This is a genomic window from Mesorhizobium sp. M4B.F.Ca.ET.058.02.1.1 (genome assembly GCF_003952505.1).
Taxonomy (GTDB): Bacteria; Pseudomonadota; Alphaproteobacteria; order Rhizobiales; family Rhizobiaceae; genus Mesorhizobium.
In genome coordinates this window covers 1829425-1855720 of record NZ_CP034450.1, presented here as the reverse complement: position 1 = coordinate 1855720, position 26296 = coordinate 1829425, and the positions used below count along the sequence as shown (strand labels likewise).

The 26296-nt window shown below is 62.2% G+C and carries 30 protein-coding genes and 1 pseudogene; 6 read left to right on the top strand and 25 right to left on the bottom strand.

The window, feature by feature from the left end:
- Positions 1 to 651: 651 nt before the first annotated feature.
- The 17 genes from EJ073_RS09485 to EJ073_RS09415 all read right to left on the bottom strand — a co-directional run bounded on the left by EJ073_RS09485 (position 652) and on the right by EJ073_RS09415 (position 13984).
- Positions 652 to 1584 carry an FAD-dependent thymidylate synthase gene (locus EJ073_RS09485; RefSeq protein WP_126055489.1) on the bottom strand — a complete coding sequence of 311 codons (933 nt, stop codon included), beginning with the start codon at positions 1582 to 1584 and terminating at the stop codon, positions 652 to 654.
- Positions 1585 to 1989: 405 nt separating this feature from the next.
- The gene (locus tag EJ073_RS09480; RefSeq protein ID WP_126055488.1) at positions 1990 to 2859 is read right to left on the bottom strand and encodes a hypothetical protein; all 870 of its coding nucleotides are present in this window, start codon (positions 2857 to 2859) and stop codon (positions 1990 to 1992) included.
- A gap of 208 nt (positions 2860 to 3067) precedes the next feature.
- On the bottom strand, positions 3068 to 3244 hold the full coding sequence (locus EJ073_RS31460; protein ID WP_190233840.1) for a hypothetical protein: 177 nt from the start codon (positions 3242 to 3244) through the stop codon (positions 3068 to 3070).
- Positions 3245 to 3419: 175 nt separating this feature from the next.
- Entirely contained in the window at positions 3420 to 3575 is a 156-nt protein-coding gene (locus EJ073_RS31455) for a hypothetical protein (RefSeq protein ID WP_190233839.1), read from the bottom strand.
- Positions 3572 to 3763, bottom strand: coding sequence for a hypothetical protein (locus EJ073_RS09475; protein ID WP_126055487.1), 192 nt, complete (start codon positions 3761 to 3763; stop codon positions 3572 to 3574). The genes EJ073_RS31455 and EJ073_RS09475 overlap by 4 nt, the downstream gene beginning before the upstream one ends.
- Positions 3756 to 4007 (bottom strand): helix-turn-helix domain-containing protein, encoded by a 252-nt coding sequence (locus EJ073_RS09470; protein ID WP_126055486.1) that lies wholly within the window; start codon positions 4005 to 4007, stop codon positions 3756 to 3758. Before EJ073_RS09470 ends, EJ073_RS09475 begins: the two co-directional genes overlap by 8 nt.
- Entirely contained in the window at positions 4007 to 4453 is a 447-nt protein-coding gene (locus EJ073_RS09465) for a dCMP deaminase family protein (protein WP_126055485.1), read from the bottom strand. Before EJ073_RS09465 ends, EJ073_RS09470 begins: the two co-directional genes overlap by 1 nt.
- 214 nt (positions 4454 to 4667) lie before the next feature.
- A complete protein-coding gene (locus EJ073_RS09460) occupies positions 4668 to 5903 on the bottom strand; it encodes a VWA-like domain-containing protein (protein ID WP_126055484.1) in 1236 nt (411 codons plus the stop codon).
- On the bottom strand, positions 5878 to 6933 hold the full coding sequence (locus tag EJ073_RS09455) for an ATP-binding protein (RefSeq protein ID WP_126055483.1): 1056 nt from the start codon (positions 6931 to 6933) through the stop codon (positions 5878 to 5880). Before EJ073_RS09455 ends, EJ073_RS09460 begins: the two co-directional genes overlap by 26 nt.
- Positions 6934 to 7158, bottom strand: coding sequence for a hypothetical protein (locus EJ073_RS09450; protein ID WP_126055482.1), 225 nt, complete (start codon positions 7156 to 7158; stop codon positions 6934 to 6936).
- A complete protein-coding gene (locus EJ073_RS09445; RefSeq protein WP_126055481.1) occupies positions 7158 to 7433 on the bottom strand; it encodes a hypothetical protein in 276 nt (91 codons plus the stop codon). The genes EJ073_RS09450 and EJ073_RS09445 overlap by 1 nt, the downstream gene beginning before the upstream one ends.
- A 752-nt stretch (positions 7434 to 8185) precedes the next feature.
- Positions 8186 to 8905: an SDR family NAD(P)-dependent oxidoreductase gene (locus EJ073_RS09440; RefSeq protein ID WP_245455522.1), complete on the bottom strand. Its 720-nt coding sequence runs from the start codon at positions 8903 to 8905 to the stop codon at positions 8186 to 8188.
- Positions 8906 to 9014: 109 nt separating this feature from the next.
- On the bottom strand, positions 9015 to 9821 hold the full coding sequence (locus EJ073_RS09435) for an ABC transporter permease (RefSeq protein WP_126055479.1): 807 nt from the start codon (positions 9819 to 9821) through the stop codon (positions 9015 to 9017).
- A 4-nt stretch (positions 9822 to 9825) separates the two neighbouring features.
- The gene (locus tag EJ073_RS09430) at positions 9826 to 10659 is read right to left on the bottom strand and encodes an ABC transporter permease (protein ID WP_126055478.1); all 834 of its coding nucleotides are present in this window, start codon (positions 10657 to 10659) and stop codon (positions 9826 to 9828) included.
- Between the two features lie 22 nt (positions 10660 to 10681).
- Complete coding sequence (locus EJ073_RS09425) at positions 10682 to 11794, bottom strand: ABC transporter substrate-binding protein (protein WP_126055477.1); 1113 nt, start codon at positions 11792 to 11794, stop codon at positions 10682 to 10684.
- A gap of 67 nt (positions 11795 to 11861) precedes the next feature.
- The gene (locus EJ073_RS09420; protein WP_126055476.1) at positions 11862 to 12956 is read right to left on the bottom strand and encodes an ABC transporter ATP-binding protein; all 1095 of its coding nucleotides are present in this window, start codon (positions 12954 to 12956) and stop codon (positions 11862 to 11864) included.
- A gap of 131 nt (positions 12957 to 13087) precedes the next feature.
- Positions 13088 to 13984, bottom strand: coding sequence for a LysR substrate-binding domain-containing protein (locus EJ073_RS09415; RefSeq protein WP_126055475.1), 897 nt, complete (start codon positions 13982 to 13984; stop codon positions 13088 to 13090).
- A gap of 82 nt (positions 13985 to 14066) precedes the next feature.
- Here EJ073_RS09415 and EJ073_RS09410 point away from each other — a divergent pair, with 82 nt between their 5' ends.
- Both EJ073_RS09410 and EJ073_RS09405 read left to right on the top strand, forming a co-directional pair.
- Positions 14067 to 15659 carry an amidohydrolase gene (locus EJ073_RS09410; protein WP_126055474.1) on the top strand — a complete coding sequence of 531 codons (1593 nt, stop codon included), beginning with the start codon at positions 14067 to 14069 and terminating at the stop codon, positions 15657 to 15659.
- 30 nt (positions 15660 to 15689) lie between these two features.
- Positions 15690 to 16622: a dimethylarginine dimethylaminohydrolase family protein gene (locus tag EJ073_RS09405; protein ID WP_126055473.1), complete on the top strand. Its 933-nt coding sequence runs from the start codon at positions 15690 to 15692 to the stop codon at positions 16620 to 16622.
- Between the two features lie 115 nt (positions 16623 to 16737).
- Here EJ073_RS09405 and EJ073_RS09400 read toward each other — a convergent pair whose 3' ends face one another.
- On the bottom strand, positions 16738 to 17067 hold the full coding sequence (locus EJ073_RS09400; RefSeq protein ID WP_126055472.1) for a hypothetical protein: 330 nt from the start codon (positions 17065 to 17067) through the stop codon (positions 16738 to 16740).
- 270 nt (positions 17068 to 17337) lie between these two features.
- Between EJ073_RS09400 and EJ073_RS09395 the strand changes: the two genes are divergently transcribed.
- Positions 17338 to 18777, top strand: coding sequence for an FAD-binding oxidoreductase (locus tag EJ073_RS09395; RefSeq protein ID WP_126055471.1), 1440 nt, complete (start codon positions 17338 to 17340; stop codon positions 18775 to 18777).
- A 53-nt stretch (positions 18778 to 18830) separates the two neighbouring features.
- Here EJ073_RS09395 and EJ073_RS09390 read toward each other — a convergent pair whose 3' ends face one another.
- Both EJ073_RS09390 and EJ073_RS09385 read right to left on the bottom strand, forming a co-directional pair.
- Complete coding sequence (locus tag EJ073_RS09390; RefSeq protein ID WP_126055470.1) at positions 18831 to 19040, bottom strand: hypothetical protein; 210 nt, start codon at positions 19038 to 19040, stop codon at positions 18831 to 18833.
- The gene (locus tag EJ073_RS09385; RefSeq protein ID WP_126055469.1) at positions 19037 to 19213 is read right to left on the bottom strand and encodes a hypothetical protein; all 177 of its coding nucleotides are present in this window, start codon (positions 19211 to 19213) and stop codon (positions 19037 to 19039) included. The genes EJ073_RS09390 and EJ073_RS09385 overlap by 4 nt, the downstream gene beginning before the upstream one ends.
- 100 nt (positions 19214 to 19313) lie before the next feature.
- Here EJ073_RS09385 and EJ073_RS09380 point away from each other — a divergent pair, with 100 nt between their 5' ends.
- Entirely contained in the window at positions 19314 to 19634 is a 321-nt protein-coding gene (locus EJ073_RS09380; protein WP_126055468.1) for a hypothetical protein, read from the top strand.
- A 29-nt stretch (positions 19635 to 19663) separates the two neighbouring features.
- On the opposite strand, the gene EJ073_RS09375 is transcribed toward EJ073_RS09380, so the two are convergent.
- The 5 genes from EJ073_RS09375 to EJ073_RS09360 all read right to left on the bottom strand — a co-directional run bounded on the left by EJ073_RS09375 (position 19664) and on the right by EJ073_RS09360 (position 23865).
- Entirely contained in the window at positions 19664 to 20368 is a 705-nt protein-coding gene (locus EJ073_RS09375) for an SOS response-associated peptidase (protein WP_126055467.1), read from the bottom strand.
- Positions 20369 to 20996: 628 nt separating this feature from the next.
- The gene (locus EJ073_RS09370; RefSeq protein WP_126055466.1) at positions 20997 to 21455 is read right to left on the bottom strand and encodes a hypothetical protein; all 459 of its coding nucleotides are present in this window, start codon (positions 21453 to 21455) and stop codon (positions 20997 to 20999) included.
- 114 nt (positions 21456 to 21569) lie between these two features.
- Positions 21570 to 21719, bottom strand: a complete 150-nt coding sequence (locus tag EJ073_RS31450; protein WP_190233872.1) for a hypothetical protein — start codon at positions 21717 to 21719, stop codon at positions 21570 to 21572.
- Positions 21720 to 21775: 56 nt separating this feature from the next.
- Positions 21776 to 22342, bottom strand: a complete 567-nt coding sequence (locus EJ073_RS09365) for a cytochrome c (protein WP_126055465.1) — start codon at positions 22340 to 22342, stop codon at positions 21776 to 21778.
- On the bottom strand, positions 22339 to 23865 hold the full coding sequence (locus EJ073_RS09360) for a multicopper oxidase family protein (RefSeq protein ID WP_126055464.1): 1527 nt from the start codon (positions 23863 to 23865) through the stop codon (positions 22339 to 22341). The genes EJ073_RS09365 and EJ073_RS09360 overlap by 4 nt, the downstream gene beginning before the upstream one ends.
- A 179-nt stretch (positions 23866 to 24044) precedes the next feature.
- Between EJ073_RS09360 and EJ073_RS09355 the strand changes: the two are divergent.
- Both EJ073_RS09355 and EJ073_RS31445 read left to right on the top strand, forming a co-directional pair.
- Positions 24045 to 25959, top strand: a pseudogene (locus EJ073_RS09355) (DUF4396 domain-containing protein).
- Between the two features lie 91 nt (positions 25960 to 26050).
- Entirely contained in the window at positions 26051 to 26212 is a 162-nt protein-coding gene (locus EJ073_RS31445) for a hypothetical protein (protein WP_189347868.1), read from the top strand.
- The last annotated feature ends 84 nt before the right edge of the window (positions 26213 to 26296 follow it).

Here is a 26296-nt window from a genome sequence, read left to right as displayed (position 1 = left end):
AACCCATTTCCGGGTCGTTTACAATCCCTTAATCACGAAAAATCCACATTTTAATGTGGACGCGAGCAATTTATATTGACACCGCTCGCGAATCATTTTCTCCGGATTTTGTTTTGTAGAATTAGGGATTTTCAAAGGCACTCATTTGGGAGCTGTTTCCTGTATTGCTCGATATAGGCCGCTGCGGCCCGCATGATGTCTGGGTTGTCCTTGAAACGAGCCAACCCAGAATTGCACGAATGACAGATCATGCCTCTGAAACCCCCGGTCTCGTGGCAGTGGTCGACATGCAAGGTTTCCCATCTCCCATCCGGCGGTCCATTACAGATTTGACACGTCTGCGCCTCCAAGACGATCTGGGAGAGTTCAGTGGGGTCAATGCCTTTTCGCTTTAAGCGAAATCGTGCTGCCACATCCGGACGTTTTTGATATTCGGACTGCGAAACCGCGAGGCGTTCCTTATTCGCCTCCCGGTAATCTTTCATGTATTTCCGTTGCGCGTCATTGAGAAGTGGATCATTTCGAACTCGCTCTCGCCTTTGACGGCTGTTTTCCTTTTGATAGGTACGCTTCTTCTCGCTGGTTTTATAACGGACCTTTTCGCACTCAATGCAATTCCCATTGTTGCGACGAGGACCGTCGTGACCGTTCTTACAGACACTCATTTGGAAGCATGGCCCTATACTGCCTAAATCCAACGAAATTTTTATGCTGCTCAGGGTTTTCCCAGCCGAGCTCATCCTTGATTGCCTCCTTGCCCCAGCTGCCTGGATCCCACCGGTCAGCCTGAGCGACGTGTTCGGCTGGCGAAGCATGTAGCGGCGTGGAGCCGACCAGCTTGTCATGCAGATCGATGGCCCTGTCATAGGTCATGTCGAAGCCATCGACCGTCTTGTAGGAGGTCGAGGCACAGCAGGCGACTGAGCGGGCGATCTCGCGCTTAAGAGCGATCTCGTACTCGTCGCCGTTCAGCCGCTGGTTCCCCCACTCTTCGGTGCGGAAAGGCAGATGCCACATGCCAGGCAGCAAATGGTTGATGTTGTCCGTCCGATCGAGCTCTCGCTTGATCTCACGAGCCAGGATCTGGATATGCGGTTCGGCTGCAGAATGGTCCCGCAGCGCGATGAAGTTCGACCACTCGGTTGCCGAGGCAAGCACGGTAATGTGGGCGAAAGGCTCCAGGAGCCGATTCACGATCTGCTTGTGATAGCCGGCCTTGGCAAAGGACTTCGCCGCGGCAACTGCTGTATTCTTGGCCTGGAGCCAGGCTCTGTCATTGGCGAGCTTCGGTCCCATGCCGGCAAAGGCCCAATTGGAGACCTTGGTATCGGTCTCCGCATTGGCCTGCATTCCCTTCTGGTTCGCTCCCCAGTGCATGGGCACAGCCGGATCGCTCTCAACATCAGCGATCAACTTGGCAACAGGAATCGCCCGGGAGGAGGCGGCGTTGCGGCTGAGCTGACGGTGGGTCATCAGCTCAGCGTGGATCCAGCGCGGGTAGCGCAGAAGGAGCGTCGAGAGAACTTTGTCAGGTCGCTGCGAGTGGCGGCTCCGCAAGATGGTTTGGGCTGAGATCGTGGTCATTGAAAAGGTCCTTCAGGATTTCATGGTGGCGGGAGCACACTTTTTTGCGGTGAAGTCGTTTGGCAATGTCGATTGACCAGGGGCAGTCTGGACATTGCTTGAAGCGTTTTCTTTTCTTAGTAGTTGCTGTTTTAGCGGGCATGGGGTCGTAAGGCGTGCGGGTCACTGCTGGGGGTTTCCTTCGGGGAGATGGGAGACGGTTACCTTCCGTCGGGGAAACCATAAATCTTAATAGTCATGGATTATCAATCACTGAAATGTTACTGAAAGTTAATGGACCGTGAATATCCACATAAACCATAGAATTAGAGTTTCCCTGACCACCCACGCCGCGATTCAGGTGCGAAATCGCGCCAACATGCGTTGCCGTTAAGTGGGTGGTCAGGGCTCTCACGCCCGAGGAGATCAAATAGCACCTGAATCGAGGATCAAGCGGCACCCGTGCTGGATACATGCGATCTGGAAGAAAGCACGCCAGTTGTAGTTGCGACAGATGTTGGGATCGTCGCATCCAAGCTCGCCCCACAGAAAATCTGCAGCACTATGCTCGTCTTCGAAATTGCCTGCGATCTCTCGGAGGAGTTCCTTTCGATCCTCGGCTTTGGTGATGTCGAACTGCTCCTTGTAAACAGAAGCGTGTTCGGAAATCTTTCTCCACCAATGCCAAGCGTCGTCATCGGGTGAATTGAAGACATGGCTCGGTCGATCCTCGAGCCAGTCCTCTTGGCTCTCCCAGTCGACCTTACTCCGGCGCCACTCCCGCTGTTCGTGGATCTGGCCGCGTTTAAAGTTGCGCGCTAGTTTGCGGTCAGCCCAGTTCTGCGGACCGAGGAGAGTATTGAAGAGCTCCTCGTTGATCATCTGCTTGAACCAGTGGAAGGTCTCTTCCTGGTCATAGCCCCGCTGGGCACTAGATTTGCCCAGGAGATAGTCGAAGTCCTCACTGCATTCAGTGATCCACCGAATAGCCTCTTCGAACGTCGGCATGGCGTTATAGTGGGTGAGCGTGAGCTCGTCACAATCGCCGGTTAGAACAAGCTGGCCGGGTGTCCAGGTGAGAGTGAAGGCGTAGGTGCCGGTCGGGCTGAACTTGGCGCCCTCCGCCGGCTGATGAATCGCAAAGGGATAATCTCCCTTGCGGCCCTTGTCGTAGCTCTTGGCGACATGATGGGTATGGAAGCGGAACGACCGCACCAGGCCATCCTTCATGACGTGATTGGAGAGCACCTCGGCAGCTAGTGCCTGGGCGTTGGCCTTACGATCGTGGTAGCTCATCGTGATCAGATTCCTTTCACTTCGATTGATACAATGTCGATTGAGCAGGTCTGGTTCAGCTCTTTCCAGGCATCCCAGGACACGTTGGCGTTCTTCAGAACATTGAGCAGTATCTGGCCGTGCTTAGCGCTAACGACCAAATTTTTGTCGTCGTCCAGCTGATGTGGTATGCGTTGGGTGTCGACCTCAATTACGTATCGGAGCTTCATTAGAGCACCTTCTCAGCGATAGTTCGAACCAGGGCTCGGAGCTCATAGAAATTCCGGGCTTCCTCGATCGATTTCAGGATGTGGCGTTTGACGACGATCCGCTTGGCCTCCTGAAGGCTGACCTTCATGAGGGACCTGGTCTGCCGGATCTCTTCGAGGAAGTTTTCGATGACCATCAGCGTGTCTCCTTTTCGTCGTCGCTCCATGGCTCTGGATCCCAGGACCAGGGGAGATGATCGTGTGAGTGTTCGGGTTTGCGGCGACCCTCGATGTCGGCCATGGCGAACCTGTCGCCGAACTGAGTGTAAGCGAACGGGTCTATTTCCCGGCGATAGCGGTTCGGGCCAGATCTCATGTCGGCCGCCAGCCAAGCGAAAGCAGAACCATGATGTCGATGCCGCAAGCGACGGCGATCAGCAGGTAGGGGATGGCCACGTCGAGCCACTTCCAGCGATCGGGAATATGGTCCTGGCCGACGGTCGTGTGGTAGTAGCGGGGCTTGCTCATGGGACCAGCTCCGGCTCGATATTTTCCCAGTCGACGTCGTCATAGGTGGTGACGCCATCGTCGACCCAGTCGAGGATGTCATCGTCTTCCTTGGCGAGCTCGACAGCGGCCTCTGCATTTTCCGCTTCCACCACGATGGAAAAGTGCTGGAAGGCGTCGACGCATTTGGTGACCTTGAACTTAGGCATCGGCTGATTCCTTTGGGATGAGAGCGACCTGGTAGCCAAGCGCTCCGGCTATGGCTTGCAGGCTGCTCAGGGTTGGTTCGAAATCACCACGCTTCCAGCTGGCATAGGCAGGGTTGGTGACGCCGGCTTTGCCCATGATCTCCCGCTGCTCGCGATTGGAGGCGCGGACGATGCGGTCGAGCTCCTGGATCACCGGATTGCTGGTGAGCACTGGCGCCCGATAGGGATTCTTGGGGGCGGCCATCAGGCTGCTTCCTGGCAGACGAAGTTGATGACCTTGACGCCGGCTTCACGGCACATGGCTGCAGCGGCCTCGTTCTCCTCGGACCAGCTGCCGGCAACACCGAAGGCACCGGTGCCGACGACGATCTCCTTGATGCCGGCCTGGATCAGTGTCCGGGCACAGGCAGCACAAGGCGCATGGGTGACGTAGACGGTGCAGTCCTTGGTGCGGATGCCTTCCCGGGCCGCAAAAGCGATCAGATTGGCCTCAGCATGCGAGGCGAAGAGGTATTTGGTCGGCCGGGTCCGGCGGACGTCAGAATCGACGACACCGCGGGGAGGACCATTGAAGCCGGTCAGGCGAATCTCGCCTTCCGGCCCGACGAGCACGGCGCCGACCTGGGTCGAGTCTTTCGACTTCTGGGCCGCATGACGGGCAAAGCCGTAGTAATAGGACCGCCAGTCCATGGTGGTAGCTCCTTGTTCTAGAGAATTGACTACCGGTCCTGGCGAAGTCCTAGCCAGGTAAAGCGTGCCGGTTCACGCCGAGAGCTCATCACTCCCGCTCCCCTTGCCAGTGCTGCAACCAACTGGAGACAGCACTGCTTTTTCAAGGATCGCCGTTTTGGTGCCTGCTATGGGTTTCGGCTCCCCTGCGTCCGTAGAGCACCTTCGGACCTAGTTATTCCCTGAGATGGACGAGCTGTCCCTGGTTCACCTTGGCGCCGGCGTTGTTGAGGGCGACCCAGATGATCGGGACATTCACGCCAGGAGGCAGGGCCTCCATGGGCGTGCATTGCAGATCCGAGAACACGACGACGGCTGTCGGCTTGTTGTCGATGATCCACTGCCGCACTGGAACCAGGGAGGTGCCACCGCGGCCGATGATGTGCGACTCCTCGAACGGATCCTCCTTGAGGAAGACTTCCGTCTTGGTGATGCCCGTGTCGAATTGCAACATCGTCATCTTCTCGGGCTCGAAGTGCTCCTTGACGTATTTGAACTCCGAGTGGAAACGGATGATGTCGCCTTCGGAGATCGAGCCAGAGACGTCGAGGAAGTAGGCGATATGGTCGAGACCGCCGTCTTCGTCCTGCAGCGAGGGCAAATACACGTCTTGATACCTCCGGTTAGGACGAGCCCAGGAATAGTCGCACTTGGCGAGCTCGTTGAAGAAGTTGAACAGGATCGTCTCCCACGGCAGCTTGGGCTGCAGGAAACGCTTCAACGTCAGCTCGACCTCGCCCGGCAGCTGCTCGCCGGCCAGGTTTGCCTGGTGACTAGCAGCCACGACCGTGTTGAGGACCTTGTGGGCCAGGGCACGGTTGACGTCTGTTTCATCTGGTTCGACCAGGTCACCTTTCTTGTCCCACTTGTTGGTCTTCGGGTTGACCAGCCATGGGGACGGGATGATGCTCGGCAACGGGCCACCGATGAAGGCGCCCGGGCCGCCCATCTGCTGGATTAGGGCCTGTTCCTTGGCATAGAGGTCATCGTAGATGTCCTCGGTGATCCAGCCCTCGTAGTCGAAGTTGAACCAGGGCTTGAGGCCCTTGAACGAGTAGCCGTCCCGGATCAGCTCGTTGTTGATCGCGATGTCGGCCGCATAGTTCCAGAGCTCCGGATCCCTGGATCCACGGCGCAGCATGTCCAGGCGGGCCGGATGCTTGAGCTCGTGAACCAGGATGGTGGCCTGTGTCTCTTCCGGGATGGCCAGATAGAAATACGGGTTCCACATCAGGCTGATGCCGTTGGTGCAGGCCGTCTCGATGTCGTTGACCCAGGAAAAGTTCATCGAGCACATGATGCTCCCGAGGAAAGCAGCGCTTTTCCCCAGGAACACCTTGGACTTGGTCTTATCGAACATCCGGTCGAGGGCGTAGTAGTCGATGTCAGGCAGCTGCTGGGACGTCGTCATGGAAATACCTCGAGAGTTCGACGAGCGCCTTGCGGAAAGCCGGATGCTTCTGCAGCTCGGGCTTCCTGATGCGCAGGCCGCGGAAGAACAGGATCCGGTAATCACCGCCGAGCCTGGCGACGTATTCGGTGATCGCACCGAAATTGTCGTCATTGGCCTGGTCAGCCAGGTGGGTGATGACTGCCCACTTGGTCGAGGAATCCTTCGGCAGATCGGTGCCGAGCGGGTCCTTGACGATGTTCTGGATCTTCGGCAGCTCGTTGAACACCTTGGTGAAGGTGATGAACTCGACCGCCGTGCCGGAGGTGATGGTGCCGGCATAGAGAGCTGCGTCTTCCTCGCGGACTTCCTCGCCCTGGATGAGGTCGTTCATGAACTCCCAGGTGCGGGGCGAACAGAACGTCTCGTCGTTGTGGTCGGGCCGGAAGTCGTGCAGGGCGCCCTTGTTGAAGTTGAGGAAGGCGATGATCCGGTTGTCCCACCCCTTAGCGAAGGCCACGTCTTCCATGAACTCGTCATGGCTGAGGACCATCTTGAGGTGGATCAGGCGGGACTGCATGGCCGTGCCGATCGGATTGACGATGGCTCGGTCCGACGCCAGGTTGCCGGCGCAGACGATGACGACGCGGGGATGCAGCTTCTTGAGGCCGACCATCCGGTCGAGAACCAGCTTGTAAGCCGCAGCCTGGACTGCCTTCGAGGCCGAGTTGAACTCGTCCAGGAACAGCAGCCAGCCCTGCTTGCCTTCCGGCAGCGGGGTGTCTTCCGTTGGGAACGTGTCGAACGGCGCAAAGGCGGCCGTCCCGTTGGCCAGGAAGTGGGGCAGGCCCGACAGATCTTCCGGCGCCGAAGTCGACAGGCGATGGTCGATCAGGAAGAGGCCATATTCATCAGCGACCGAGGCGACAATGGCGCTCTTGCCCATGGCCGGCGAGGACTTGATGAACGGAACCCGGCGGGCTCGCATGCAGCGGATGATGAAGCGGCGAATCTGCCGCGGCGTGCAGGTATAGGCTTGAAGACCAGACATTCAGACGAGTTCCTTCGCTTCTGCGAGCCATTGCGGCATGGTCACGGTGATGATGGGTTTGCCGGCTTCCTTGCGGCCGGTGTCGAAGACCTCGATCTCGGACGTGGGCAGGAAGATCGGTTCGTTCACGAGATCGTCGCCGTCCTTGGCGATGGCGATCGATTTGGCGCCTGGCTTCTTCGGAAAGCGCAGCAGGCAGTCGACGTCGGCGAGTTCCTTGGCCATCAGATTGCCCTCAGCTTTCTGGTTCGGGGCTGAACTTTCGGTTCCTCCGGAATGGGCTCCTGCGGACCGAACGCGGTCTCGGCGTAGATGAAGCCGTCGATCGCCTTCCAGCGGATGCCGGGCGCAGTCGTGAGGTTGCTGGCCAGCAGCCGGGCAAAGCCCTGCTTGATCTGGGCGAACAGTTCGCCTTCACGCTTGTAGAGCTTGGCTTCCTGATAGACGCCGCGGTTGGTGAGAAGCACTTGGCCTCCCTCGATGGCGGTGAACATGCTCATTTAAACCTCCTCGAATGCTTAGCTCTGATGCGTTTCATCATGAGCCCGAAACCCCAGTCGCCGACGAACGGCCCCCTGGTTTTGTGTTTGCTGAAATGAATGGTTGCGACCCGGCGATATTGATCCCGTATGGTAGCAGCTCCCACCCGACACCTCTTGGCTCGGTGACGATCAAGCCAGGTCAGTTCGGAGGGTAATTCGATCCGCCGATCGCCACGGATATTCGGGCGATCAAACTTGTTTTGTTGGTGAACCAGACGGCCGGAAAGTGGACCGCTTCTGACTCGGGAATAGGTCATGCTGCGATATCCTCTGGCTTGGAATTGATGGGTCGAATGACGAGTTCGAGACCCAGAACAGCGAGCGCAGCTTCCATGTTGGGAACGCTCGCGGATGCCTTCCCAGTCTTCCAACTGTAGAAGGTGTTGACGTGGCATCCGGACCTCTTGGCCAGGGTCTCCTGCGAGACGCCGGCGGCGGCCAGATGCGAGAAAAAAGACCGGGTGACAGCCGACGCGGTGCGTGGCTGATTCGACTGATCAGACATGGTTTGGGGACCGGATTTCGTTTTACAGAAAGGCCGAATTATAGAGTGGATCGGCGGGTATCTTTTACAGGGGAAAACGGCCCAAACCCGCGGAATTCCGGGGTTCGCCTACGGCCTACCAGGCCGGTGCTCTGGACTGTTTATGCCTGTTCACCAAAGCCGTCCGGCTCAACCAGCCCACAAGAATCTATCGCCACCTCTGCTGCTAGTATCGGGCTCGGCCGCCGGACATGTCGAAAACAGCGCCGGTGTTGAACGCGCTCGCATCTGAGCAAAGCCATACAACCAGCGCCGCGACCTCGTTCGGATCGCCGAGTCGCTTGAGCGGACTTGCCGATATCATTGAGTCGACGGTCTCGTTGCCGAGGTCCCGGATCAGGCGGGTATCGATCGGACCCGGAGCGATGCAGTTGACGCGGATATCGGTGTCGCTGACCTCACGCGACAGCGCTTTGGTGAAAGCGATGACGCCGGCGCTGGCTGCGGAATAGGCCGCAAGGCTCGGCAGTCCCTCTTTACCGGCAAGCGATCCCATGTTGACGATCCGACCCTTGCCCGCTTGTCGCATAAGCGGCAGCACCCGATGCGTAACTTCGAACGTGCCAAGAAGGTTGACCTGCAGGATTCGCTGCCATTCGGCCGGTTCGAATTCCTCGAACGGCTTGTAGCTGCCCAGCCACCCCGCATTGTTCACGAGAATGTCGATTTCGGTCGTGTCCATAAGGCTTAGCGCTTCCATGACGCTATCGCGTTTCGTCACGTCCACCGAAAGGGAGCGTGTGCCTTCCAGTTCGACAGGCTCGATATCCCAGATCCAAACGTCCGCACCACTCAATGCGAGCTTACTGGCTATCGCTCGACCGATGCCACGGGCGCCACCTGTGACGATGGCTGTTCGGCCGGCAAAGTCGTAAGTCACCGACATCATCACCTCCATTAAACGCCAGTGTCTCGTGTACTAGGCGCCGTATCGTGATTGAAGTCGAGCAGTTGGCCTGGCGATTTGAGCAGGTTTGGCCACCTCTCGCTGAGGTCTAGCGCGCTCCGCGCTGCCTGGTCACCAGGCTCCTCACCGCAAGCACCAGCACCGTGATGATGATCAGGATCACCGAGAGCGCTGCAATCGCCGGGTCGATATTGTCGCGCAGGCCCATCCACATCAGGCGGGGCAAGGTTATGGCGTTGACCGAGGTGATGAACAGCGTCACGCCGATCTCTTCCCAGGAGAGCACGAAGGATAGCAGCGCGGCGGTGACGATGCCGAACCTGATGTTGGGCATGATGACACGCGTCGCGCGCTCCCACACACTGGCGCCAAGCCCGCGCGCGGCAAGGTCGATGCGGCGGTCGAGCTGGCTGAGCGAGACCAGGATCAGCACGGTCGCGAAGGGTACCGTCATCACCGAGTGCGCCATGGCGACGCCGAGCCAGGTGTCGTAGCCGAAGAACGAGCTCATCCCCGAGATCGAGGTGAGCAGGAAGTAGAGCGTGATCGCCGAGACCACCGGCGGCACCACCATCGGCAGCAGCACAAAGCCGACAAGGGCCGCGCTGAAGCGCGGCTGGAACATCCAGACGCCGAGGCTGAAGCAGAGCGCCAACACCGTCGAGATGGCGCTGCTGACCACGCCGATCCGGATCGACAGCAGGATGGCGTCGATCCAGCGCGGATCCTCGTAGAGCGCCCGGTAGTGGCGCAGCGACAGCTCGCCCGACGGCATCGCCAGCATCCGGCTCGGCGTCAGCGACACCGGGATGACGGCAAGCAGCGGCAGAAGCAGGAACAGCGCCACCAGCACGGCGAGGATCAGCGAGATGGGGCCGGGGCGGTAGGTCGGCATCGCGCTACACCAATTGCTTCGGTTTGACGGAGCGGAAGAGCAGCGCCATCAGCGCGCCGACGAAGACCACCAGCACGACGCTGATCGCCGCCCCCAGTCCCCAATCCGGGCTCTGGAAGATCCTGAGATAGATCAGTTCGGCGATCATCACGCTGCGCCCGCCGCCGAGGATTGCCGGCGTGACGAAGAAGCCCAGCGAGAAGACGAAGACGATCATCGCCGAGCCGATGATGCCGGAGCGCGTCATCGGCACGAACACCGTCCAGAAGGTGCGCATGCGGCTGGAACCCAGCCCCCGCGCCGCGAGCAGCACGCGCTCATCGAGGCTGCGCATGGCCGACGCCAGCGGAAACACCGCGAACGGGATGAGGAAGTGCGTCATGCCGACGATGACGCCGAATTCGTTGCGCACAAGTGCCAGCGGCTCGGAGATGAAGCCGATCGATTGCAGCCAGGTGTTGATCAGGCCGCGGTTGGAGAGCAGCGCCACCCAGCCGAAGGCGCGCGTCAGCACCGAGATCCAGAACGGCACCAGGATGCAGAACTCGGCAATCACGCCCTGCACCGGGCTGCCGCGCACCCATACAACGGTGATGGCATAGGCGGCGGTGACCGACACCAGCGTGACGATGAGCGCGATGCGCAACGTGCGGATGAACACCGACTGCACCAGCGGGTCGGTCGCGAGCGCGCTATATTGGTCGAGCCCCGGCGTCGGCAAGGTGAAGCTCCACTTCACCACGCCGAGGAACGGCCAGGCATACGCAAGGACCAGGAACAGGAGCAGCGGCGCCATCAACAGCGCCGCGCCTGTCCTGTCGGAGAGGGTGCCTCTCATGTCGGATGATCGTCTCCGCCGGTCAGGCGGAGATGATCTTGGTGTATTCGTCGAGCGCCGCGCCGTAGTTCTTGGCGTACCACTCCATGTCGAGCGCTATCTGCTTCTTCATATTCTCGGGGTCGACCGGGTTGATGCGCTTCTTGTCGGCGGGGATCAGCGCGTCGGCGGCCGGATTGGCCGGGCCCTGTCCGAGCTTGTCGAACATGACCAGCTGCTTTTGCGGGTCCTGCGCGCTGGCGATGAACTTCATCGCAGCGTCCTTGCCGCCGGGATTGTTCTTGAGCACCGCGAGCGCGCCGGGCGAGATCAGGCCTTGGTCCCAGATGAACTTGATCTTGCCGCCGGAGTCCTGCTCGATCAGCGAGGCGCGCGTCGACCACACGATCGCCATCGAAGCTTCGCCGTTGAGCAGCACGCTCTGGCTCTCGGCGCCGCCGCCCCAATAGGCGACAACGTTCTCCTTGAAGGCGGCGATCTTGTCATGCGCCCGCTTTAGATCGAGCGGGTAGAGCGAAGCCGGCGCGATGCCGTCGGCGAGAAGTGCGGCCTCCCAGCTCGACACGCCCCATTTGTAGAGCGAGCGCTTGCCGGGGAATTTCTTCACGTCGAAGAAATCGGCCATGCCGGTCGGCGCGTTGCTGCCGTATTTCTCCGAGTCGTATGCGATCACATAGGAAAAGAAATAGGTCGAGGCGGCGTATTCCCAGCCGAAACCCTCGCGCATCTTCTTCTTGTCGACGACCGTGTAGTCGATCGGCTCGAGCATGCCTTGCGCGCCCAGCGTGATCGCCGAGAACGGATCGACGTCGACGAGGTCCCAGGTCGGGGCGCCGCTCTTGAACTGCGCCGCGATCGCGCCTTCGGTCGGGCCCGAGCCGTCCATCTTGACGGTGATGCCGGTATCCTTGGTGAAGGCCTGGCCGTAGGCGGCGTCATAGGCGGTGATGGCGTCACCGCCCCAGTTCACCAGCACCAGTTCCTTCGCCGCGGCGAAGGCGCCGGTCGAGCGCATGAGCAGCGGCGTGCCGGCCAGCACGAGCCCGGCGATCTGCGCGAACTGGCGGCGCGAGATCTCGCCGCGCCTTGCCCTGTCGGCAAGGGAGTCGATTGTGTGTTTCTTGGTATTGGTCATGTCAGTTCCCCTTGTTCTCATTGATATTCCAAAAAACCGGTGCGGCGAGTTCAGGCCGTAGCGGTGCTCACTGCCCTCCATCCGGAAGAAGGAAACCTTTTTCGGCCGGCCAGGTCAGCCAGACGGAATTGCCCTTGCTCAGTGCCGCGGCCGCTACCTCGTTCGGCACCGAAACCGTTACCCGCGAGCCTTGCCGCGTCGTGAGATCCAGCCTGGTCGCAGCGCCCAGATAGGTGGACGCGATCGCGGTCGCCGCGATGCCGTTCTCGCCGACAGCCGCCTCGCGCGCGATCGACATGTGTTCGGGGCGGATCGCCAGGATGGCGTCGCCTTTGACCGCCTCGGCCTTGCAGCGCATGCTGACAGCGCGGTCTTCGCACAGGCCGACAGCGCCGTTATCAGCAGGCGTCACGCCCTTCACCGGCAGCATGTTGATCTCGCCCAGGAACTCGGCGACGAAGCGGTTGGCCGGCCGGTCGTAGACCTCGTCCGGCCGGCCGACCTGCAGCAATTTGCCGTGGTTGAAGATGGCGACGCGCGACGACAGCGCCAGCGCCTCGCTCTGGTCGTGGGTGACGAAGACGAAGGTGGTGCCGGTCTCCTGGTGCAGCCGCTTCATCTCGGCCTGCATCTGGCCGCGCAGGCTCTTGTCCAGCGCCGAGAACGGCTCGTCGAGCAGAAGCACGCCCGGCTCGAACACCAGCGCGCGGGCAAGCGCCACGCGCTGCTGCTGGCCACCGGAAAGCTGCGCCGGCAATTTCTTCTCATGGCCCTTCAGCCCGACGCGCTCGACCATCTCGGCGACGCGGCGCTTGATCTCGGAGGCGGATTTCTTGCGCACCTTGAGCGGGAAGGCGATGTTCTGTTCGACGCTCATGTGCGGGAACAGCGCATAGCCCTGGAACACCATGCCGGCGGCGCGCTGCTCGGCCGGACGGTCGGTGATGTCGATGCCGTCGCTGAACAACTGCCCCTCGCTCGGCTGCACGAAGCCGGCGAGGATCATCAGGAAGGTCGTCTTGCCGGAGCCCGACGGCCCGAGCAGGGTCAGGAACTCGCCGCGGCCGATATCGAGCGTCAGATTGTCCAGCGCCCGGAACGAGCCGAAGCTCTTGCCGATCCCGTTCGCCTTGATTTCTGCGGCCCGGCCGGGTTGCTGCATTCCTGCCTCTTCCTTGGTGGCTGGATGAAATCGTAGGGCAGGGCGACGGCTCACCGCAACCGAATAGTTTTCGCCTGATCGGCAAATTTGATTCACGGGTGGTGGGTTTGGGTGGAATGGATGGCGCGCTCTCAATACGGCCCGACCCTGTTCTCCGACAGCTTCGATCGCAGCCATCCGCCGAACGCCTGCAGCACCGGATGGTTGGCCTTGGCATGCTCCGACACCAGGAAGTATGACCGCGGCGATTTGATCGCGATGTCGAATGGGCGCACCAGCCGGCCCTCGTTCAGCGCCTTGCGGCTGGTCAATTCGTCACCCATGGCGATGCCCTGGCCGGCGATCGCCGCCGAGAAGACGAGGTTCATGTCGGAAAAGAAGATGCCGCCCTCGGTGTCCGGATTCTCCACCTTGGAAAGCGCCAGCCAGCGTGCCCAGTCCTCGGTGTCGCCGAGATGCAGGAGATTGGCGCGCAGCACGTCGGCGGGCTTGGAAAAGCCACCCACCTTGTTGAGCAGCGTCGGGCTGCAGAGCGGCGTGAACGAGATCTCGCACAAAAGCTCGGCCGCGCGGTTCGGCCAGTTGCCGACGCCGAAGGCGATGAAGGCATCGGCGTCTGGATTGCTGACGTCGTCGAGGCGCCTCGGCGTCAGGATGTGCAGGGCGACATCGGGATACATCTGCCGGAACTCGCCGATATGGGTGCAGAGGAACAGCGAGGCGAAGCCCGGCGTGCAGGAGACGGCGAACGAGCCGCCGACGCCGGTGCCGGCATTGCGCCCCACCGCGTCGCCGAGAACGGTCAGCGCCTTGCGCACGTCGCTGGCATAGCGCTGGCCGCGCGGGGTGAGCGCGACGCCCTTGCCGATGCGCTCCAGCAGGTCGAAGCCGAGGTCGCGTTCGAGCAGGCGAAGCTGGTGCGAGACGGCGCTGCGAGTGAGGTGCAGTTCGTCGGCGGCGCGCCAGACGCTGCCATGACGGGCGAAGCTGTCGAGGGCACGCAGGGCTTGTGTGGATGGTATGCGCAAGGGACCTCAGGTGAACCGAATTTGCACGAGCCGGGAAAACATATCACTTTTTGAAAGGCCGCTTCACTGCTTTCTTCTGGCCATGGAGCAACCGGCCACGACATCGGCGCAAGCGACGGCACTTGCCTGCCTCGACGACATCCAGCCGTCGCTGTCGGCATGGACGCGGACCATCTTCGACTTCGGCGAGACCGCCTGGCGCGAGTACCGGTCGGCCGCCTGGTATGTCGAACGGTTGAAGCGCGAGGGCTTTTCCGTCGAGGAAGGCTCGGGCGGCATGCCAACCGCGTTTTGCGCCCACTGGACCAATGGCGTCGGCCCGACCGTCGGCATGTATGCCGAATATGACGCCGTGCCCGGCAACTGCCAGGATGCCGCCACGGTGAAGCGGCCGCGCCCCGGCCTCGGCTTCGAGGCCGGTGGCCATACCGATCCGCATTCGGGGCTGGGCATCGCCAGCCTCGGCGGCCTGCTCGCCACCAAGGCGGCCATGCAGCGCCACGGCGTACAGGGCACGCTGCGCTTCACCGGCGAGCCGGCGGAGAAGGTAAGGGGCTCGAAGCCGATCCACGCCGCCAGGGGCTATTATGACGGCCTCGCCGGCATGATCTCCTTCCATCCTTTCTACATGCTGCCGCTCTGCAACACGGCGCGCTGGGACACGCATTGCGGCGCCGCCTACGCGATGATCTACCGCTTTGTCTGCGACGAACCCGAAAAGTGGGTTCGCGCAAGCGATGGCGCGCCGATCCCGCAGGCGCATTCGGCGGTCAGGGCGCCGGGCGCCAACGACGCGCTGATGACGATGTACATGGCCTCCAAGACGCTGCGCGATTCCATGCTGCCGCACCAGGGCGGCTGGTCGATCAGCGAGGCGATCCTGACCGCAGGCCAGGCGACCGCCGACAATCTGCCGGCAGGGCTGGCCGAGATCCAGTATATGATCCGTGTGCCGACCATTGCCATGGCCGAGCAGGTCACCGACGTGCTCGACCGCAATGCGGCCGCGGCCGCGGCGATCAGCGGCTGCCGCTACGAGCGCCATTGGGTGTCGAAGTCGCGGCCCGGCCTCGCCAATCACGCCATGGCTGGGCTCGCCTATGAAGCGCTCTCGACCGTTGGGCCGCCGCGCTGGGACGAGAAGGCGAAGAAAATCGCCCGCGAAATCCAGGTCAATGCCGGCGGTACGGCGGCAGAACACCCGTTCATCGACGAGCTGGAGCGGCTGATCATGCCGCAGGAGGCCGAGGCGATCCTGCGCCGCGACTTGCCGCCCTCGCAGGTGAACTCGACCTCGGACGACTACACCGACATGAGCTGGCATGCGCCGACGGCGCGTTTCTATGTCGCGCGCCCGGCGCTGCGCTCGGCAAACGGCCATGCCTGGCCAGGCTGGGTGATGAACGCGCTGGGCGGCATTGCCGCGACGATCGACCCGATGGTGACCTGCGCTTCGAAGACGATCGCGCTGACGGCGCTGCGCCTGCTCGAGGACAAGGCCGCGCGCGATGCGGCGATGGACGAGTTCGTCGCCCGCACCGGCGGCGGCGTCGGCGGCGCGAATTGGATCGCGCCGCTTTGCGACTACGAGCCGCCGATCAATTTCCGCTGGCCGGAATATGTCGCCACGGCGCGCGGGCGCGACTGGTGGATCCCGGCCGCCTCCACTGCATGACCGATCAACGACCCCACGAGGAGAACAACCATGACCGTCCATGACCGCGTCGTCGCCGAGCCGTTCTCGCTGCAGCGCCGCAACCCCGCCGGCGGCACCAAGCCGCTGACCGCCTGGGGCTTCGCCAACGAGACCGATGTGCTGACCGACGTGCTGCTTGGTTCGCCCAACTTTCTGCGCCACCTGTCGACAAGCTCGCTGTCTAGAAAACATCTGCGCGAGGCGCCCTGCAACGTCCAGATCGCGCAGGCGCAGCACAAGGACCTTGTCGCGGCATACGAGCATTTCGGCGTCAACATCCACTGGCACGAGCCGACCCCGGAACTGCCGATGCAGGTCTATTCGCGCGATTCCAGCGTCATGACGCCCTACGGCGCCTTCATCACCGCCATGGCCAACTGGTGGCGGCGCGGCGAGAACTACGCCGCCATCCGCACCTATGAAAAGCTCGGCATCCCTATCTACGATATGGTGACCGCCGGCACCTTCGAAGGCGGCGACTTCAACGTCATCGAGGACGGCGTGGTGTTGATCGGCTGCGGCGGCGCTCGCACCCAGGAGGAGGGCGCCCGCCAGGTGCAGGCCTGGTTCGACAAGGAAGGCTGGGAGACGCGCATCGCCTTCATCGACGAATACTATGTCCATATCGACCTGATGGTTGTGCCGATCGCCGAAAAGCTTACCGCGGTCTGCCTCGCCTGCACCGAGCCCGGCATCGTCGACTGGCTGAAGGGCAAGGGCCACGAGATCATCGACGTGCCCTTCCAGGACACGATGGCGCTCGGCTGCAACTTCATGTCGCTCGGCATGGACAGGGTGATCGCGCCGACATCGAGCCAGACGCTGATCGAAAAGCTGCGGGCGCGCGGCTTCGAGGTCGCGGCCGTCGATATGAGTGAGATCTCCAAGACCGGCGGCGGCATCCACTGCATGGCGCAGGCGCTGAAGCGCGAGAAGGCGTGAGGGGCAACGGCGGCGAAGCTGCCAATCTCCCCCTTGTGGGTCCCTTGTGGGGCACATGTCCGGCAGGACAGAGGGGGCGCGGAAGAGCGTCGATCTGTCCCGTTTCGCTCCCGCTCTACGCTGCGCCGGTCCACTCAGCGTATCGCCTCAGGCCCATGCCGGCGAACAGCATGACCATCATGATGGTGAAGAAGAAGGCCATGCCGAGGTAGAAGAAATTCGCTATCGGCGAAACCTTGACATACCGCACCTGCTTGAACGGCACGCCGCTCGGCTTTGTCGCCGCCAGTCCGAGCCAGAAGAAGAAGGTGACGGCAACGAGCACGCCGATATAAGGATCCATCCAGTCCGGCACCCTGACGAAGCCGAAATTGAACGCAAACGCCCGGTTCGCTGACAAAAGCAGCCCAGACGATATCGAGCAGGCAAACATCAGGCGTTTCATGCGGCGTTCCCCTCCATGGTCCACATCCCCCGCGATGTATAATTTGCGTTGATTGAAGTTCTGTTATTCCTGCCCATTAAGATTGCAGGCAAGGCGGGAGATCGCCGGTAAACGCGAGCACTCAACTACCGCGCCGTGCAGCGGATCGTCCGCTGAGAAATTCAGTTCGCAATGGCGGGCCGCGCTGCCCGCCATTGCTTGCGTCACAGCTAACATAAGCGCACACTAAAAGGCAGGAAGGGGGGCTCACCACAAAAACGGGAGGAAAGCATGAATGCCATGAGCTTCACCACCCTTGAGGGCGGCAAGACGACGCTCGACGCCGCGGCCCTTGATGCCCTTTCGGCTCGGATACGCGGCACCGCGCTGCGGGAAGGCGACGCGGCCTACGACGACATGCGCAGCATCTGGAACAGCATGATCGACCGGCGGCCCGCGCTGATCGTATGCTGCGTTGGTGCATCCGATGTCGTTACCGCCGTGAATTTCGCGCGGGAAAACAAGCTCCTCGTCTCCGTGCGTGGCGGCGGCCACAACATTGCCGGCAGCGCCGTCTGCGACGGCGGCCTGATGCTCGATCTGTCGCTGATGAAGTCGGTGCGGGTCGATGTCGCGGCACGGCGAGCCTGGGTCGGGCCCGGCGCCACGCTTGCCGATGTCGACAGGGAGACGCAGGCCTTCGGGCTTGCGATGCCAGTCGGCATCAATTCGACCACCGGCATTGCCGGCCTGACGTTGGGCGGCGGCTTCGGCTGGATCACCCGCAAATTCGGGCTGACCATCGACAATCTCGTTTCCGCTGACGTGGTCACCGCCGACGGAAAATTGCTGCGCGCCAGCCAGAACGAAAATCCCGACCTGTTCTGGGCGCTGCGCGGCGGCGGCGGCAATTTCGGCGTCGTCACGGCGTTCGAGTTTCAGCTCCATGAGTTCGGGCCGCAAGTGCTGTCGGGGCTTGTCGTCCATCCCTTCGCCGATGCCGGGAAAGTGCTGCGGGAATATAAGCAGGCGCTGGAAGATGCACCCGACGAACTGACCTGCTGGGTGGTCATGCGGCAAGCGCCGCCGCTGCCCTTCCTGCCGGCCGAATGGCACGGCAAGGAGGTGCTGGTGCTGGCCATGTGCTATTGCGGCGACATCGAGACCGGCGAAAAGGCGACCCGGAAGCTGCGCGCCATCGGCTCGCCGATCGCCGACGTCGTCGGTGTCAATCCGTTCACCGGCTGGCAGCAGGCCTTCGACCCGCTGCTTACGCCCGGCGCCCGCAACTACTGGAAGAGCCATGACTTCACCGAGCTTTCCGACGGCGCGGTCGAGGTCACCACGGCGGCGATTGCGAGGCTTCCGGGTCCCGAATGCGAGATATTCTTCGGCCATGTCGGCGGGGTGGCGGGCCGCGTCGAAGCGGATGCCACCGCGTTTCCGCAGCGCAGCTCGCATTTCGTCATGAACGTCCATGCCCGCTGGCGCGAGCCGGCAATGGACAAGGCCTGCATCGATTGGGCTCGCGGTATCTACGAGGCGACACGGCCTTACGCCGTCGGCACGGCCTATGTGAACTTCATGCCGGAGGACGAGACCGACCGGATCGAAGCGGCCTATGGCGGCAACTATCGCCGGTTGCTGGAGATCAAGCAGCGCTACGACCCGCAAAACCTGTTCCGCATGAACCAGAACCTGCGCCCTAAGGAAGGTCTGCGGGCGGCGTGAGACAAGCATCCCTCGGCGACGGCGTGGACAACCGCGCCGTCGCGGACATGGCTTCAGCCGATTATCGCCGGCGTATCGTCATAGCTCAGCGACACCAGCTCCGGGTGGCGGTGAGCGAGCGCGAGGATTTGTGTTTCCAACTCGCAATTGTAGGCCATCAGCGCCTTCACCGTCTCCAGCGGGCTCGCGTAGCGGGCGATCAGCTTCTCGGCCTCGGCCTGCAATTCAGCCTGCGCTTCGGCGTCGAGATGCAGGATGCTCATTGCCGCCTCCTTGAAACCTGCAGCGCATCGAGCTGTTCCTGAAGGTGCCCGTTGAGCACGATCATCTCCTTCAGCGCCTTCATGGGGTCGCCCTTGTGGAGCGCGATGAACTTGTCGGCCACAGCCTGAAGCGCGGCCTCCTGGCGGCCGTCCAGTGTCACGATCTGGTCCATCCCGGCTGCTCCTCATACGTTATGTGCGCAGTGAACAAAAAGGGAACAAAAATGTCAAGGGCGAATTGACCAAACGAGGAATGCGTTCCTATTATTAGTCATGCCTGATACTGACAGAAGACGAAAGCGCGGCGGCGGGCGGCGGCTCAGCAATGCCCACGAGATCGGGCAACTCGTGCTCGTCCGCTGCGGACTCTGCAACGTCAAGCGTTGGTATCAGCCCGACGATCTGCTGAAGATTTTCGGCGACATCGAACCTGACCTCGTGGGCAGCAAGATGCGCTGCGAGCGCTGCGGCAAGAACGAATTCATGCACGCCGAGACGCAGAGCCCGACGGCGGGGGAGAGGCAAGGCATTCGGGTGAGAAGGCTTGCCGAAATAAGGACGGTGCGGCGGGTCGTGTGGCGGGATGAGCAATAAAGGGGTCGGCCATTTGCCGGCTTTGGTTTCTAAAACAAAGACCCCTGCGCCGGCGGCTCGGCGGGAAACTTGATCTGCGTCGCCGGCTTCTCCACGATCACCAGCGCGTCGTCAGGCGCTGGCCGCTGCAGCTTCCGCGCCTCCGGCCATGGCGCGGTCAGCCACGTCTCGGTCTCTTCCTGGGTGGTCAGGATCACCGGCATCGCCTTCTCGTGGATCGGCGCGATCAGCGCATTGGGCCTGGTGGTCAGGAAGCCGTAGAGCTGGTGGTCGCCCGGCCCTTCCTTGACCTTGCGCACGCCCTGCCAGGGCGTCCACAGGCCGGCGAAGAAGAACAGCGGTCGATCTTCGCCGCGCGCGAACCAGAAGTTCTTCTGCACGCCGGTCTCGGGGTCCTTGTCGCCAGGCTGGGGCGAGGGCTCGGCGAAACTCGTCACCGGCACCACGCATCGGTTCTCGATGCCAAGGTAAGGCATCCAGTGGGCGTATTGCGGGTTGCGGATGTTGGTGGTGCCGGAATCGGCATTGCCGCGCATGCGCTCCGGCGGTGTCGGCATGCCCCAGCGCAGAGTGGCGAGTTCGCGCGTGCCGTCGGCGGCGTTCCGCACCACCGGGGCGAACTGGTTCGGGTAGATGTCGACCGAGGGTTCGAGGTTGCCGATGACGTCGCGCAGGGCGCGCGTCCACTGGCGGATCGCCTCCTGGCTGGTGGTGATGTTGTAGAGATTGCACATCGGCAACGTTTCCCTGGCAGTCGATTGATCCCGCATTTTCCACCAAAGCGCCAGTGCCAGGCGTTCGTTGAGTCGGCTGGGGCTATCACAGGCGTGAACAGAGGTCCGTCCCAGGCCGCTCAACCTCGGTGCGTTGACAGGAGCGGCGAAGCAGAGGAAAGTTTGGCAGCTGCTGAAGGAGGGATTCCGTGAAGAAGACCTACGCCAGGCCGGTACTGCTCAAGGCGGGCAAGCTTGGGGCGCTCGCCGCCACCACCATTTCTAAGGCTCCCTGAGCCAAAAGCTTTTGCTTCGACGGAGCGCTGAGGCATTTGTTGCCTCCGCATCGATTTTTCGCGCCCCCGGCTGGCCCCGGCGCCGGAAGGTTTGCGTCGCCAATCCCTCCGCCGCCGCAACTCTCCGGCGACCGGGATCGTACCTCATCACTTTCGGGAAGTTAGGTGGCCCGGCCGCCGAGGGGGGTGATGTATGGGTTGGCCGCCGGGCCTGACCGGCTTCTGCGACCTCGCCGGCTGCTTGAACATGCGCTCATGCTAATACTTGGGCAATAGCGACCTAGGGCCTAGGACCAACGTGTACGGCCTCCGGTTCCCAGCAACGTTTTACAATCATTCCCCAGCCGAAGCCCTCACGCTGTCCGCGCGTCGAGGCGCAGTGCCGAGAGGAACAGCAACAGCAGCGCCAGCGCGTTGAGGCAGGCCGCGGCCGCATGCGAATATTCCCATTGCCGCCTGAGCATTTCCCAATTGTCGGGCAGCATGGACCAATTGCGGGTCGCCCGGTTTACCGGAAAGGTGAAGCTCCAGAACACGAATTGCGTGGCGCCGATGGCGATGAAGGCGAGCGCCACAAGGCCGAAGGCACCGCCTGAGCGATAGAGCACGACCGCCAGTGCCGCGCTCGACAGCAAGGCGCCCAGCACGACGATACCGAACAGGCTCCAGCCGTCATAGGCGCGCTGCGCGGCGAGATAGCTGGTGCCGTCGAGCTTCAGTTTGCTGTACATCGAAAAGAAATGCGCCCCCGCCGGCACGAAGGCCAGCGCCGCGAAGATGAAGCTCACCACTCTAAGGCCATAGATCGCCATGCAGTCCTCCTTCCAGGAGAAGCTAGGGCAGGGGGCAGGCATGGGAAGGAGAGATCGAATGCCGGCGAAGGGCAACGGTTCTTCGCCTGCGATCTGATCCCGCGGCTCGGCGCCTCAGAATCCAAAGAACTGCCGGCCGATGAGATAGCCGAGCGCCGCGACGACCAGCGGAAACAGCGCCGGCGCCACCTTGCCGACCAGCGAAGGCCTGACCTCCTGGATCGGAGAGTCGGGGGTGGCGTTGTTGAGGTTCTTGGTCATCATATTAGCGTCAGCTCAACAAGTTAATTTTTGGCAAACGCCGCTACGGAAGGCCACGCTCACTCCACCTTCTGCCGGAACTTCGAGTGGCAGCTCGAACAGTCCTGCAGGATGAGATGCAGGAGATGCTCCGCCGGCAGTGTGGCCGGATCAGGCTGCACGGCATTCGGCCGCTTGCCGAGCAGGCTGCCGCCATCCATCGGCAGCATCGCGCCCATGCGCATGCCCTCGGTGATCTCAGCCGGCGCCCTTTCGGCCTTGGCGGCGAGTGCCGAGGCGAGCCCGCCGATATGGCGGGCGAGCGCCTCGAATTCCGGCCGCGCCTGGTCGATCGCCGCCTTGCCGCCGGAAGGCGCGCCGAGCGTGCCCGCCGGGAATTCGCCGATCAGGGCAGAACCGGTGCGGGCGCGCAGCGCCTCGGCCGCCGCCTTGAAGCCGGCTGGGTCATAGGCGCGCTTGCCGTCGAACATCTCGGCTACGGTCTTCGCCGCCGCCGCCATCGCCTTCATCGAGGCCTGGCGGGCCGCAACAACCGCGTCGCCCGAGGCCACGGCCAGCGGCGAGGACAGGACGAGCGAGCCGGCGAGCGCCAGCATCGCCGCTCTGGACGCGACGCCGGTTCTCATGCCGTGACGTCGAGCACGCCCATCATGCCGAGCTGCTCATGCTCGAGGATGTGGCAGTGGTACATGCGCCGGCCGGGCCGCTCCTGGCGCAACAGCAGCCGCAGCGTCTCGCCGCGCGCCACGTTGACGGTGTCCTTCCAGGCAAGGAAGGGCGGCTTGGAGACCTTGCCGTCGCGCTCGTGCTCGATCACCTGGAATTGCGTGCCGTGGACATGGAAGGGATGATCCATGTCGGCCCGATTGACGATCTCCCAGAGCTCGGTCTCGCCGGCCTTGCCGACGATGTCGACGCGTCCCATGTCGAAGGCCTTGCCGTTGATCAGGAAGCCCATCTCCATGCCGGTGACGTTCATCGCCATGGTCTCGGTGAGGACGAGGCGCCGGGAGAGCGCGGGGGCGGCAAGCGGCGCGATTGGGCGCAGCCGCGCCGGTATCGGCGGCATCGCTTCTCCCGTTTCTTGGGAGACGTCAACGGTCAGCAGCGTCAGCCCCGCATCGGCCGGGCGGCCGGTGCCCATCCAGCCGCGATCGTAGTCGAGCGTGTACAGAGTGATGGGTCCGGGGTTGTCAAAGGCGACTACCAGCTCGATGCGCTCGCCCGGGCTGAGCAGGATCTCGTCGGCCGCCACTGGCGCCGCCAGCTGCCCGCCATCCGTCCCGATGATCGTCATCGGAGCGCCGTCGAAGGCGAGCTTCAGGAAGCGCGCATTGGTGGCGTTGTAGAGACGCAGGCGCCGTTTCGCACCCTTCGCCACGGCAAGTCTGGGGTTCTTCTGGCCGTTGACCAGCACATGGTCGCCGACGCGGCCGTTCATCAGATCGCTCATCGAATTGGCGGGCATCGAGCCGTCGGCGGCGAGCCTGAGGTCGGTGAACACCAGCACCGTGTCGCCATATTCGGCCGGAACAGGATCGGCCTTGGCCTTAACGACGAAGGCGCCGGCCAGGCCGCGATAGACCTGCTCGGCCGTCCTGCCGTGCGGATGCGGGTGGTACCAGTAGGTGCCGGCCGAGCCTTCCGGCAGATCGAAGGCATAAACGCGCTCGGTGCCCGCCGCCACCGGATCCATCGGATTGCCGTCCTGGTCGGCCGGCACCGGCATGCCGTGCCAGTGGATGGTGCTTGCCTCGCCATCGATGCGGTTGGCGAAGGTGATCTCGACACGGTCGCCCTCGAAGGCCTCGATCAGCGGCCCGGGGCTCGTGCCGTTATAGGCGAGGATCGGCGTGTCTTGCCCTTCGGCGAAACGCGCCGTGGCAGGCGATGCTGTCAGCCGCGCCTTGAAAAGGTCGGGCCGGCCGGCCTCGTTGGCCAGCAGCGGCAGCTCACGCAACGGCTGGCCTTCGGGCAGGGTGACTGCGCCTTGCGCCATCGTGCCCATGTCGTGTCCGGTATGGCCGCCCATGTCCATGCCCGGCATGGAGTCCATGTTCGGCATGTCGTCCATCTTCATCTGCGCCAGCGCCCGTGGGCTCGCCAGAACCGTCGCCAGGCCTGCCGCCAGAAAACTGCGTCGATGCATGTTTTGCTCCTGGATAGTGAGGAAGTCCGCCGCCGGATACCGTCACGCTAAGGGTTCCAGTTGCTGGAAGGTCAAGCGGGATCGAACTGGCTACTGGACTGCAGTCGGATCGCAATGGCCGCGGCCGCGTTCATGTGCAGGAAATACAACCAGCCGTTTCATGGGACGAGGCCGCAATCATGCTCATCCAGCCGATCGACTATTTCCTCATTGCCTGGTTCGCGATTGCGGCGGCCTCGACCCTCTATGTCGGCATCGACCAGTACCGCAACAACCCCGAACCGGTGGTGATGAAATGGGGTTTTATCCTGGTGACGCTCTATATGGGTCCGCTGGGACTGCTGCTCTATGTATTGGCCGACAAGGAGCCGCGCCCCGGCGAGCATGAGGCCTTCACCAGCCCGCTCTGGAAACAGGGCGTCGGCTCGACCATCCATTGCGTCGCTGGCGATGCCACCGGCATCATCCTCGCCGCCGTCATCACCGCCACGCTCGGCCTGCCCATGTGGCTCGACCTCATCGTCGAATATCTGGCCGGCTTTGCCTTCGGTCTGTTCATCTTCCAGTCGTTGTTCATGAAATCGATGATGGGCGGCACTTACTGGGAGAATGTGCACAAGAGTTTCCTGCCCGAATTCATCTCCATGAATTTCATGATGGCCGGCATGGCGCCGGTCATGAGCTTCCTGATGATGGGCCGCGACATGCGGGCCATGGAGCCGACGGAACTTTTATTCTGGGGTGTGATGTCGATCGGTGTCATCGCCGGTTTTACCCTCGCCTATCCCGCCAATGTGTGGCTGGTTGCACGAAAATTGAAGCACGGGCTGATGACGCAGCGCCCGCCACCCGCCGAGAGGGGCAGTCGGGAACAGCCTGCAAAGAGACAACACGCCCACATGCAGATGCAGCAGGCCGACGCCACTGACCGTCACGGAAGGGGCCACGACATGGCCTCCCGCAAAGGCAAGGACGGCCACCATATGGAGACGGACGCCACAACGGCACAGGTGATTGCGCTCGGGGCGGTTTCCCTGGTCGCGCTCGCAATTGGCATGGCGGCGCCGGCGAACTGGCTGAACCTCACGCTGTCGGCCCGCGACGTTGGCGGGGTGATCATGCCCCAGGGCATGATCATGGATCGCGATACGCCGGCTGACGCCATGCGCGATATGGCAGCCACCAACCCGCGCCTCGTGAGCGCTACCTATGATTTGACGAAAAAAGGCGATCAGGAATTGCCTTTTCGAGTGGAGAACGACGTCAAGGTGTTCGAACTCCGCCCTTCGGTGATCCGCTGGCAGATCCTGCCGAACGTGGCGGTGGATGCCTATGCATATAATGGCCAGATTCCCGGCCCGCGCATTCACATTCGGCAGGGCGACAAAGTGCGGATCAACGTGACTAACGATCTGCCCGAGGAAACGACGATTCACTGGCACGGCATGATCCTGCCGAACCAGATGGATGGGCCAGCGGAGATCACACAAGCGCCGATCGAACCTGGACGGACCTATTCCTACGAGTTCACGGCAACGCAGCACGGAACCTATTTCTACCATCCGCACGCCAAGCCAGACCGGACCCAGGCGCTCGGTCTCTACGGGGCGCTGATCATAGATCCCGCCAATCCTGCCGACGAGGTCGTGGCCGATCATGATTATGTCATCGAGCTGCAGGAATGGCTGGTGCGCGAGGGTCTGACCTATCCGTCGATGCCGATGGACGGCGGCATGCCGAATTTCTTCACTATCAACGGCAGGGCTTATCCTTCAACTGACACTATCAAGATGGAGGTCGGCGAGACGCTTAAGGTGCGCTTCATTGGCACGAACAATGGCTTCATCCACCCGATGCACATCCATGGCGGACCGTTCGAGGTCGTTGCCCGCGACGGCGAGACGATCCCACCCTCGGCGCGCTTCCTTGCCGATTACGATCAATGTCGGCCCGGGGCAGCGGTATGACGCCGTCTGGAAGGCGCAGCGCCCGGGCAAGTGGCTCATCCACTGCCACATCCCGCACCACACGACGAACAACAATGTCGAGGAGAAAGGCGGCGGCGGGCTGATGGTCGTCATCGATGTCACGTGATCGCCGCGATCGGCTTCCTCATCCGGCCATTGCGCCTGGGAGCTTGGAACCCTTGCCGCTCCGGTCGGGTTTATAAGCGAGGCGAACCGCCATGGAAGACAAACAGCCTGCCGAAAACCACCCGGGAAGGATCCTCGCCACCGTGCTGGCGATCTGCCTCATCATCATCGCCTTGTTCTTTATCGGCTTCAGGTATTCGGAGCGCGATCAGGGAGCCTTGATCGTGCCCGGAGCGGTGCAAGGCAGCAAGTGATCGGCCCGAAGCTTTGCCTGACGGACCGAAGATTCCCGCCGGCTCCATGCGCTCGTGGCCGGCGTGCCCTTCGCGCGCGAAAGA